The 10,261-nt window shown below is 66.0% G+C and carries 8 protein-coding genes; 4 read left to right on the top strand and 4 right to left on the bottom strand.

The window, feature by feature from the left end; all coding sequences use genetic code 11:
• From DBR12_RS23135 to ggt, 3 genes are all read left to right on the top strand, one after another.
• Positions 1 to 742 (top strand): M20/M25/M40 family metallo-hydrolase (locus DBR12_RS23135; RefSeq protein WP_233244802.1); only part of this gene is annotated, 742 nt, incomplete at its 5' end.
• Positions 739 to 1,983, top strand: a complete 1,245-nt coding sequence (locus DBR12_RS18135; protein WP_108618546.1) for an ArgE/DapE family deacylase — start codon at positions 739 to 741, stop codon at positions 1,981 to 1,983. The genes DBR12_RS23135 and DBR12_RS18135, both read left to right, overlap by 4 nt.
• 514 nt (positions 1,984 to 2,497) lie before the next feature.
• Positions 2,498 to 4,282: a gamma-glutamyltransferase gene (gene ggt, locus DBR12_RS18130; protein WP_108618545.1), complete on the top strand. Its 1,785-nt coding sequence runs from the start codon at positions 2,498 to 2,500 to the stop codon at positions 4,280 to 4,282.
• A gap of 111 nt (positions 4,283 to 4,393) precedes the next feature.
• Here the strand turns inward: ggt and glxR are convergent, their stop codons facing one another.
• The 3 genes from glxR to gcl all read right to left on the bottom strand — a co-directional run bounded on the left by glxR (position 4,394) and on the right by gcl (position 8,087).
• On the bottom strand, positions 4,394 to 5,308 hold the full coding sequence (gene glxR / locus DBR12_RS18125) for a 2-hydroxy-3-oxopropionate reductase (RefSeq protein ID WP_108618544.1): 915 nt from the start codon (positions 5,306 to 5,308) through the stop codon (positions 4,394 to 4,396).
• A gap of 40 nt (positions 5,309 to 5,348) precedes the next feature.
• Positions 5,349 to 6,128: a hydroxypyruvate isomerase gene (gene hyi / locus DBR12_RS18120; protein ID WP_108618543.1), complete on the bottom strand. Its 780-nt coding sequence runs from the start codon at positions 6,126 to 6,128 to the stop codon at positions 5,349 to 5,351.
• 168 nt (positions 6,129 to 6,296) lie between these two features.
• On the bottom strand, positions 6,297 to 8,087 hold the full coding sequence (gene gcl, locus DBR12_RS18115) for a glyoxylate carboligase (protein WP_108618542.1): 1,791 nt from the start codon (positions 8,085 to 8,087) through the stop codon (positions 6,297 to 6,299).
• Between the two features lie 166 nt (positions 8,088 to 8,253).
• Between gcl and DBR12_RS18110 the strand changes: the two genes are divergently transcribed.
• A complete protein-coding gene (locus tag DBR12_RS18110; protein WP_108618541.1) occupies positions 8,254 to 9,171 on the top strand; it encodes a LysR family transcriptional regulator in 918 nt (305 codons plus the stop codon).
• Between the two features lie 103 nt (positions 9,172 to 9,274).
• On the opposite strand, the gene DBR12_RS18105 is transcribed toward DBR12_RS18110, so the two are convergent.
• On the bottom strand, positions 9,275 to 10,261 hold a 987-nt coding region (locus tag DBR12_RS18105), incomplete at its 5' end, for a glycerate kinase (protein WP_108618540.1).

The raw sequence follows: 10,261 nt of genomic DNA, 5'->3' as shown, positions 1-10,261 counted from the left end.
CCTGTGCATTGACGACATCCCCAAGCTGCAGCGCGACCCGGCGCAATACCTGGGCTTCATCGAAGTGCACATCGAACAGGGTCCCGTGCTCAACGAACTGGACCTGCCGCTGGGCGTAGTGACCTCCATCAATGGCAGCGTGCGCTTCATTGGCGAGATGATCGGCACCGCCAGCCACGCGGGCACCACACCCATGGACCGCCGCCGCGACGCGGCCGTGGCCGTGGCAGAACTGGCGCTCTATGTGGAGGAACGTGCCGCGCAGGACGGCGACTCGGTCGGCACCATCGGCCAGTTGCAGGTGCCAGCAGGCTCGATCAACGTGGTGCCGGGGCGTTGCCTTTTTTCATTGGATCTGCGCGCGCCCACCGACACACAGCGCGACGCCCTGGTGCGCGATGTGCTTGACACGCTAGCGCGCATTGCGCAGCGCCGTGGCCTGCGCTACACGATCGAAGAATCCATGCGAGCCGCCGCAGCGCCCAGCACGCCAGCCCTGCAACACCATTGGGAGCGCGCCGTGGACGCCCTGGGCGTACCCGTGTTCCGCATGCCCAGCGGCGCGGGGCACGACGCGATGAAGCTGCACGAAATCATGCCGCAGGCCATGCTCTTCGTGCGCGGGCTGAACTCCGGCATCAGCCACAACCCGCTCGAATCCACCACCAACAACGACATGCAGCTGGCCGTGGACGCCTTCACCCAGGTGCTGCGCCAACTTGCAGAGGAACAACAACCATGACCACCCCCACCCACTACGCCGCGCTGGACGCCTGGATCGACCAACACTTTGACGAGGAAGTACGCTTTTTGCAGGCCCTGGTGCGCGTACCCACTGACACCCCGCCCGGCAACAACGCGCCCCATGCCGAGCGCACAGCAGAGCTGCTGAAGGACTTCGGCTACGAGGCCGAAAAGCACGCTGTGCCCGCAACAGACGTACAGGCCTACGGCATGGAGTCCATCACCAACCTCATCGTGCGCCGCCAGTATGGAGAGCAGGGCGACGACGGCAAGACCATTGCCCTGAACGCCCACGGCGACGTGGTGCCGCCCGGCGAAGGCTGGACGCGCGACCCCTACGGCGCCGAGATCGTCGATGGCGCCATGTACGGCCGCGCCACCGCCGTGAGCAAAAGTGACTTCGCATCGTTCACCTTCGCCCTGCGCGCCCTGGAAGCCGTGGCCAAGCCCACGAAAGGCGCAGTGGAACTTCACTTCACGTACGACGAGGAGTTTGGCGGCGAACTGGGCCCCGGCTGGCTGCTGAAAAACGGCCTCACCAAGCCCGACCTGATGATTGCCGCAGGCTTCAGCTACGAAGTGGTCACTGCCCACAACGGCTGCCTGCAGATGGAAGTGACCGTGCACGGAAAGATGGCGCACGCTGCCGTGCCCCACACCGGCGTGGACGCGCTGCAGGGTGCGGTGCACATCCTGAACGCGCTGTATGCGCAAAACGATGAATACAAGAAGGTCACGTCCAACGTCACAGGCATCAAGCACCCGTACCTGAACGTGGGCCGCATCGAGGGTGGCACCAACACCAACGTCGTGCCCGGCAAGGTGACGTTCAAGCTCGACCGCCGCATGATCCCCGAAGAGAACCCGGTCGAGGTCGAAGCAGCCATCCGCCGCGTGATTGAGCAGGCGGCGGGCGAGCGCGACGGCATCCGCGTGGAGATCAAGCGCCTGCTGCTGGCCAACGCCATGACGCCGCTGGCAGGCAACGCACCGCTGGTCGATGCCATCCAGAAACACGCACAGGCCGTGATCGGCGAGCCCGTGCCCGCCGTGGGCACGCCGCTGTACACCGATGTGCGCCTGTATGTGGAGCGCGGCATCCCCGGCGTGATCTATGGCGCCGGGCCACGCACCGTGCTCGAATCGCACGCCAAACGTGCCGACGAGCGCCTGCAACTGGAAGACCTGCGCCGTGCCACCAAGGTGGTTGCACGCACGCTGAGCGACCTGCTGGCGTAGAACGGCTATTGATCAGGCCTCTTTGAACTTGATCTATCCGTTCGGGTCGAATTCGTCAAAACCTGGCGTGCCGCTTCGACAAGCGCAGCATGAAAGGTTCAAGTAGGTTCGTGCCGGATCAATAACACAACTCTTCTGGCGCCGTTGCAGTGTCTTGCCGCGTCTTGCTGCATTACGCGCAGTGCCTCGGCGCGGCGCCTGGCAAAGCGGCTGCGCTGGGATTCTTGGCTTTGATGCACGAAGCGGTCCGGTGGACAGGTAGCCCGTCTATCTTTCGACTTGTGCAACAAAGCCGTTCGAAGGCATCTGCCGCCAGGCCCTGCCGGGTCGAACAGGGCTCGTGCCCGGCCTTGTACTCCTTTCACAGGGATGACACACAGGCATGGGGTGAATACGCAATGGCATCACCACCGCCCACGGGTGGGGCAAACGCACCCTACACTTGCTGCAGCCCCCTTGCGGGGCGACATCCCCTTCCCTTTCCTTCCAACCAAAAAACCAAGGAGCAGCTTCCATGAACATCCGACACACGCTGCTGGCCTCCAGCCTTGCGCTGGCACTGGCCAGCCTCACGGCCTGCGGCAGCGCACCCACCACGGCAGCAGCGCCCGCGCCCGCCGTGCAGCAGACGGCCGCCGCCCAGGCCGCCAGTGCCGCCTATGACTTCAGCATGGACGTTTTCCACCCCGTGGTGGCGCGCAACGGCATGGTCGCCACCGAACAGGAGCTGGCCTCGCAGATCGGCCTGGACATCCTCAAGGCCGGTGGCAACGCGGTGGACGCAGCCGTGGGCATTGGCTTTGCGCTGGCCGTGGCCCTGCCCAATGCGGGCAACCTGGGCGGTGGCGGTTTCATGGTGGTGCACGATGCCAAGACCGGCAAGAGCGTCGCCCTGGACTTCCGAGAAGTGGCCCCATCGAAGGCCACGCGCGACATGTACCTGGACGCCAAGGGCAATGTGGTGGACGGCAAATCGCTGTACACCCACTACGCCGTGGGTGTGCCCGGCACGGTAGCGGGCATGGAGCATGCGCTCAAGACCTGGGGCACCTTGCCCCTGTCACGCGTGATCGCACCCGCCATCGAGCTAGCCGACAAGGGATTCCCAGTGAGTGAAACGCTCGCCAAGATCCTGCAGCAGGAAAAGAAGAACATGAGCAAATGGCCCGCCACCCAGGCCATCTTCTGGAAGAACGGCGAACCCCTGAAGGTGGGCGACCCGCTGGTGCAGAAGGACCTGGCCCAATCCATGCGCCTCATCGCCCAGCAGGGCGCCAAAGCGTTCTACGAAGGCGAGATCGCCCAGAAGATCGCAGCCGAGATGGCACCCCACGCGGGCGCCATCAGCCTGCAGGACCTGCGCGAGTACAAGGTGGCCGAGCGCGTGCCCACACGCGGCACCTACCGCGGCTATGAGATCGTGACCATGCCGCCACCCTCCTCTGGCGGCCCGCACCTGGTGCAGATCCTGAACATGCTGGAGCCGCTGCCGCTATCGCAGTGGGGCCCCAACAGCGCGCAGACCATCCACTACATGGCCGAGAGCAGCAAGCTGGCATACGCCGACCGCTCCGAATACCTGGGCGACCCGGACTTCGTGAAAATTCCACTCAAGGGCCTGACCTCCAAGCGCTACGCCGAATCGCTGGCCAAGGGCATCGACGCCAACCGCGCGCGCCCGGCCAAGGAGATCAAGCCCGGCCAGCCCCAGCCGTATGAAAGCGACCAGACCACCCACTACTCGGTGGTGGACAAGGCGGGCAACGCCGTGGCCGTGACCTACACGCTCAACACCAACTTCGGCAGCGGCATCGTCGCCAAAGGCACAGGCATCCTGCTCAACAACGAGATGGACGACTTCTCGGCCAAGCCTGGCGTGGCCAACGCCTACGGCCTGGTCGGCGGCGACGCCAACGCCGTGGCCGCCAAGAAGCGCCCCCTGTCGTCCATGACGCCCACCCTGGTGCTCAAAGACGGCAAGCCCACGCTGGTCACCGGCAGCCCCGGCGGCGCCCGCATCATCACCACGGTGCTGCAGACGGTGGTCAACACCATCGACTTCGGCATGAACCCTGCAGAAGCCGCTGCCGCACCCCGTGTGCACCACCAGTGGACGCCGGATGAGCTGCGCGTGGAAAAGGGCCTCTCGCCCGACACGCTGGCCCTGCTCAAGCAGCGCGGCCACAACATCGCCGTGAAGCCGTCGATGGGCCGCACGCAGACCATCCAGATCCGAGGCGGCGCGCTGTATGGCTACTCAGACCCGCGCAACCCAGATGGGAAGACGCTGGGGTATTGAATGCTATTTAATTGATAGCTACCAGCGCTTGATGAAAGCGCGGAAACGGCCAATTTGAATCAAAAATCCCGCTCACCGAAAGGTCAGCGGGATTTTTCATGGTGGCCTGCGTCATGCTGGCGATGCCTGTCCAATCTCAAAATTCGCCATCTTCTCCAGCGCCCGCACCATTGCCGAGTGGTCCCAGCCCTGCCCGCCATGGGCCACGCAGGCGTTGAACAGCTCCTGCGCCATGGCCGTGTTGGGTAGCGGCACGCCCAGCGCCCGCGCGCTCGACAGCGCGAGGTTCAGGTCCTTCTGGTGCAGCCCGATGCGAAAGCCGGGCTCGAACGTGCGCCGGATCATGCGTTCGGCATGCACCTCGAGGATCTTGGACGAGGCGAAACCGCCCAGCAGCGCCTGGCGCACACGGGCCGGGTCGGCGCCCGCGCGGGCGGCAAACAGCAGCGCCTCGGCCACGGCCTCGATGTTCAGGGCAACGATGATCTGATTGGCCACCTTGGCGGTCTGGCCGTCGCCGTTGCCGCCCACCAGGGTGATGTTCTTACCCAGGCGTTCGAACAACGGCCTGATGCGCTCGAACACCGCCTCGGGGCCACCGACCATGATGGACAGCGTGGCGTTCTTCGCGCCCAGTTCGCCGCCCGAAACAGGGGCGTCCAGGTACTGCGCGCCAACGGCCTCGATGCGGCGCGCGAAGTCCTTGGTAGCCACGGGCGAGATGGAGCTCATGTCCACCACCACCTTGCCCACGCTGCCTTTCAAGCCTTGAGCCACGCCGTCGGCACCGAACAGCACCTTCTCCACATCGGGCGTGTCGGGCAGCATCAGAAAGACGATGTCGGCCCGCTCAGCCACGCCGCGCGCGGTGGTGCATTGCGTGGCACTGCTCTCGGCAATCTGCGGCGCCACGCGGCCCCGGGTGTGCACATACAGCTGGTGGCCTGCGGCGATGAGGTGGCCGCACATGGGTGCGCCCATGATGCCCAGGCCGATGAAACCGAGTTTGAGGGGGGCGTCAGTCATGTTCGTGTTCTCCTGTTTTTGTGTTGTGGTTCATTCGCTTTCATGCGGTCAAGGCACTGCGCCATGAAAGGCCGATCTCGGTCGTGCGCGCGGGCCGGTATTCGCACCCCACCCAGCCGCCGTAGCCGATGCGGTCCAGGTGCGCGAACAGGTAGCGGTAGTTGATCTCGCCCGTGCCCGGTTCGTTGCGGCCGGGGTTGTCTGCCAGCTGCACGTGGCCGATGCGCGCCAGGTGCTTTTGCAGCGTGGCCGCGATTTCGCCTTCGGTGCGCTGCGCGTGGTAGATGTCGTATTGCACAAAGGCGTTGCTGGCATCCACTTCGTCCAGGATGGCCAGCGCCTGGTCCGTGCGGGTCAGGTAGAAGCCCGGGATATCGAAGGGGTTGATGGGCTCGATCAGCAGGCGCAGGCCCGCCGCCCTCAGCTCCGTGGCAGCAAAGCGCAGGTTCTCGACCAGGGTGCGGCGCAGCACCGCAGCATCCACCCCTTCAGGTGCCTTGCCCGCCAGGCAGTTGAGCTGCGGCACGCCCAGCGCCTGGGCGTAGGTGATGGCCTGGGCCACACCGGCGCGAAACTCCGCGATGCGCGCCGGGTCGCAGGCAATGCCACGCTCGCCAGCGGCCCAGTCGCCTGCGGGCAGGTTGTGCAGCACGATCTGCAGCTGGTGGCGGTCAATGCGCTCGCGAATTTCTTCCGCTGCAAACTCGTAGGGAAAGAGGAACTCCACGGCCTCGAAGCCGGTGCGCGCAGCGCGCTCGAAGCGGTCGAGAAAAGGCACCTCGGTGAACAGCATGCTGAGGTTGGCAGCAAAACGGGGCATAGAAAAACTCTCCGTGACAATGAATCAGAACAATGGGACTGGCGCCGTGGCTCGCTTTCTCCCACCACCGTTCGGGCTGAGCCTGTCGAAGCCAGGGCTCGGTGTGGCCTTCGACAGGCTCAGGCTGAACGGTTGGGGGGATGAATCCGCGCACCACCAGGCGCTGCGTCAATCCAGTATGGCCAGTGCACTGGGCGCGTCGGCCGGTTGCGTGGCCAGCTCCTCGAACTCAACGATGTTGTCGATCTCGGTGCCCATGGCGATGTTGGTCACGCGCTCCAGGATCACCTCGATGACCACCGGCGTGCGGTGCTCGGCCATCCAGGCCTCGGCCTGTGCGATGGCGGGTGCGAACTCCTCGGGGCGGTGCACGCGGAGGGCTTTGCAGCCCAGGCCCTCGACCACCTTCACGTGGTCCACGCCGTAGCCGCGCGCCACCTCGCCCTCGGGCATGTTCACGTTGTCAAACGCGAGCTGCACGCAGTAGTCGATGCTGAAGCTACGCTGCGCCTGGCGGATCAGACCCAGGTAGCTGTTGTTGACCAGCACGTGGATGTAAGGCAGCTTGAATTGCGCGCCCACGGCCAGCTCCTCGATCATGAACTGAAAGTCGTAGTCGCCCGACAGCGCCACTATCTTGCGCGCCGGGTCGGCCACCCGCACGCCCAGGGCTGCGGGCACCGTCCAGCCCAGCGGGCCGGCCTGGCCGCAGTTGATCCAGTGGCGCGGCTGGTACACGTGCAAAAACTGCGCGCCCGCGATCTGCGATAGGCCGATGGTGGAGACGTAGCACACGTCGCGGCCCAGCGCGCGGTTCATGCACTGGTACACGCGCTGCGGCTTCATGGGCACGCTGTCGAAGTGAGTTTTGCGCAGATAGTCCACGCTGTTCTTGCGGCCCTGGCACTCGGCCGCCCAGGCGCTGTGGTTGCGCAGCTGGCCCACGGCCTTCCATTCACGCGCCACCTCCACAAAGAGCTTGAGCGCAGCGCCCGCGTCGGAGACGATGCCGAAGTCGGGCGCAAACACGCGGCCGATCTGCGTGGGTTCGATGTCCACGTGCACGAACTTGCGGCCCTTGGTGTAGACATCGACCGAACCCGTGTGCCGGTTGGCCCAGCGGTTGCCGATGCCCAGCACGAAGTCGCTGGCGAGCATGCTGGCATTGCCGTAGCGCTGGCTGGTCTGCAGCCCACACATGCCGACCATGAGCGCGTGGTCATCCGGGATGCAGCCCCAGCCCATGAGTGTGGGGATCACGGGCACGCCCAGCACCTCGGCAAACTGCACCAGCAGATCCGACGCATCGGCGTTGATGATGCCGCCACCCGCCACGATGAGCGGGCGCTCGGAAGCATTGAGCATGGCGAGCGCCTTCTCGATCTGTGCACGCGTGGCGGCAGGCTTGTAGGGCACCAGCGGTTCATAGGTGTCGGGGTCAAACTCGATCTCGGCCAGTTGCACATCGATGGGCAGATCGATGAGCACCGGCCCGGGGCGCCCCGAGCGCATGAGGTGAAACGCCTGCTGGAACGCCTGCGGCACCTGCGCGGGCTCCAGCACCGTGGTGGCCCACTTGGTCACACTCTTGGCAATGCTGGCGATGTCCACGGCCTGGAAGTCTTCCTTGTGCAGGCGGGCGCGCGGCGCCTGGCCGGTGATGCACAGGATGGGTATGGAGTCCGCACTGGCCGAGTACAGGCCGGTGATCATGTCGGTGCCTGCCGGGCCGCTGGTGCCGATGCACACACCGATGTTGCCAGCCACAGCACGCGTGTAGCCCTCGGCCATGTGGCTGGCGCCCTCCACATGGCGCGCCAGGATGTGGCCAATGCCGCCGTGCGTCTTGAGCGCCGCATACAGCGGGTTGATGGCCGCGCCGGGCACGCCGAACGCAACGCTCACGCCCTCTTTCTCCATCACCTTCACGGCGGCCTCGATGGCCTTCATTCTTGCCATTGCACATCTCCTTCGGTTTGTGGTCGGTTGAATCGGTGGGATGAAGCAACTCTAGGCAAGCCCCCCCTGTGGCGGAAGGTGGCGGCAGACCATAAAATTTATTCCACACAGGAATAAGCCACGGCGCACGCCCGCGCCACCATGCACAGCACAGGAGACAACCACGATGGACCGGCTCGATGCCATGGAAATGTTTGTGCGCGTGGTGGAGACCGGCAGCTTCACCAAGGTGGCGCAGGAGTTCGCCACCACGCAGCCCACGGTGACCAAGCAGGTGGCAGCGATGGAGGCGCATCTGAAGGTGCGGCTGCTCAACCGCAACACGCGCGGCGTGAGCCTGACCGAGCCCGGCGCGCTGTACTACGAGAAGTGCAAGGCCATCGTGACCGACGTGGCCGAGGCCGAGAGCGTGGTGCGCGTGCGCCAGACGCAGGTGCACGGCCAGCTGCGGGTGGGCAGCTCGGTGGCGTTCGGGCGGCGCGTGGTGGTGCCGCTGGCGCTGGAGTTCATGGCGCAGAACCCCCAGGTGCAGCTGGACCTGAGCTTCGAGGACCGCTACACCGACCTGGTGGCCAATGGCATCGACGTGGCGATCCGCCTGGGCAAGCTGGCCGACTCGGCCCTGGGTGCGCGCACGCTGGGCATGAACCCCTGGGTGCTGGTGGCGTCACCCACTTACCTGCGCCGCCACGGCACGCCGCGCAGGCCGTCGGACCTGAAGGACCACTCGGCGCTGATCTACAGCAGCGTGCAGGGCAACGACCTGTGGCGGCTGCGCAATGCAAGCGGCGAAGCGGTGTCGGTGCCTGTCACGGGGCGGCTGCGGTCCAACAACCTCTCTGCGCTGCTGGCGGCGGCGCGCGCGCACATGGGCATCGCGGCGCTGCCGCACTACGTGGCGGTGGATTCGCTGGCGGCCGGGCGCGTGGTGGAGGTGCTCAAGACCTGCCGCCTGCCCGAGCAGGAGATCCACGCCGTGTACCCGTCACCGCGCCTGGTGCCGCAGAAGGTGCAGGCCTTCGTGGCGTTTCTGCAGGGGCGGTTTGCCAAGGACTGGTGGGAGGAGAAGCGGCCATCGCCCTGAGCGGGGCATCGCCGGACGTGGCCCGCGCCAGCGGGGCACCGGGTGCCACAGACGAAAATCTCAATAAAAACGGCCCTACCGCGCGTCCATCATGGTTTTAAAGCTACAAAATCAGTAGTGCGCGAAAGTCATTCACGTTGGTGTGCGTGGGCCCGGTGATGACCAAATCGCCCAGCGCATCGAAGTAGCCATAGGCATCGTTGCGGTCCAGGTGGTCTGCGATGGACAGGCCCTGCGCTGCAGCGCGCGCCAGGGTGTCGGGTGCCACACGGGCACCGGCGTTGTCCTCCACGCCGTCGATGCCGTCGGTGTCTGCCGCCAAGGCCCACACGCCCGCCTGGCCTTGCAGCGCCTGCGCGAGCCCCATGCAGAACTCGCCCGCCCGGCCGCCCCGGCCCTTGGCGGCGCCGGGCGCACGCGGGCGGATGGTGACCGTGGTCTCGCCGCCCGAGAGGATCACGCAGGGCCGCGCAAATGGCTGGCCGTGCCTTGCCACGGCGCGGGCCAGCGCGGCATGCACCTTGCCCACCTCGCGCGACTCGCCCTCGATCTCGTCGGACAGGATGTACGCCGCCACCCCCGCCGCCCGCGCGGCATCGGCCGCAGCCTCCAGCGACTGCTGGGGCGTCGCCGTCATGTGCACCATGTGGTTTGCAAATACGGCGTCGCCAGGCTTGGGGGTCTCCAGCGTGCCTGCTTCAAGGGCTGCACGCACTGCGGCGGGCACCTCGATGCGGTAGCGGTCCAGGATGGACAGCGCATCAGCGCAGGTCGTGGCATCAGGCACCGTGGGGCCGCTGGCAATCACCGAAGGGTCGTCCCCCGGCACATCACTGATGGTGAGCGTGACTACGCGCGCCGGGGCGCAGGCCGCCGCCAGCCGCCCGCCCTTGATGCGCGAGAGGTGTTTGCGCACGCAGTTCATTTCGTCGATGGCAGCGCCGCTCTCCAGCAAGGCTTTGTTGATGCGCTGCTTGTCTTCGAGCGAGAGCCCGTCTGCCGGGAGCGTGAGCAGGGCCGAGCCCCCGCCCGAGATCAGGCACAGCAAGAGGTCGTGTTCGGTGAGGCCCTGCGTGAGCGCGAGGATGCG

This window comes from Acidovorax sp. HMWF029 (assembly GCF_003060895.1).
GTDB lineage: Bacteria > Pseudomonadota > Gammaproteobacteria > Burkholderiales > Burkholderiaceae_C > Acidovorax.
This window is presented reverse-complemented; position numbering and strand designations above follow the sequence as displayed.

What these genes read in the sequence shown, in the direction of transcription:
- DBR12_RS18135 (WP_108618546.1), top strand. Translation starts at nt 739, where the DNA reads ATGACCACCCCCACCCACTACGCCGCGCTGGACGCCTGGATCGACCAA.
- ggt (WP_108618545.1), top strand. Translation starts at nt 2,498, where the DNA reads ATGAACATCCGACACACGCTGCTGGCCTCCAGCCTTGCGCTGGCACTG.
- glxR (WP_108618544.1), bottom strand. Translation starts at nt 5,308, where the DNA reads ATGACTGACGCCCCCCTCAAACTCGGTTTCATCGGCCTGGGCATCATG.
- hyi (WP_108618543.1), bottom strand. Translation starts at nt 6,128, where the DNA reads ATGCCCCGTTTTGCTGCCAACCTCAGCATGCTGTTCACCGAGGTGCCT.
- gcl (WP_108618542.1), bottom strand. Translation starts at nt 8,087, where the DNA reads ATGGCAAGAATGAAGGCCATCGAGGCCGCCGTGAAGGTGATGGAGAAA.
- DBR12_RS18110 (WP_108618541.1), top strand. Translation starts at nt 8,254, where the DNA reads ATGGACCGGCTCGATGCCATGGAAATGTTTGTGCGCGTGGTGGAGACC.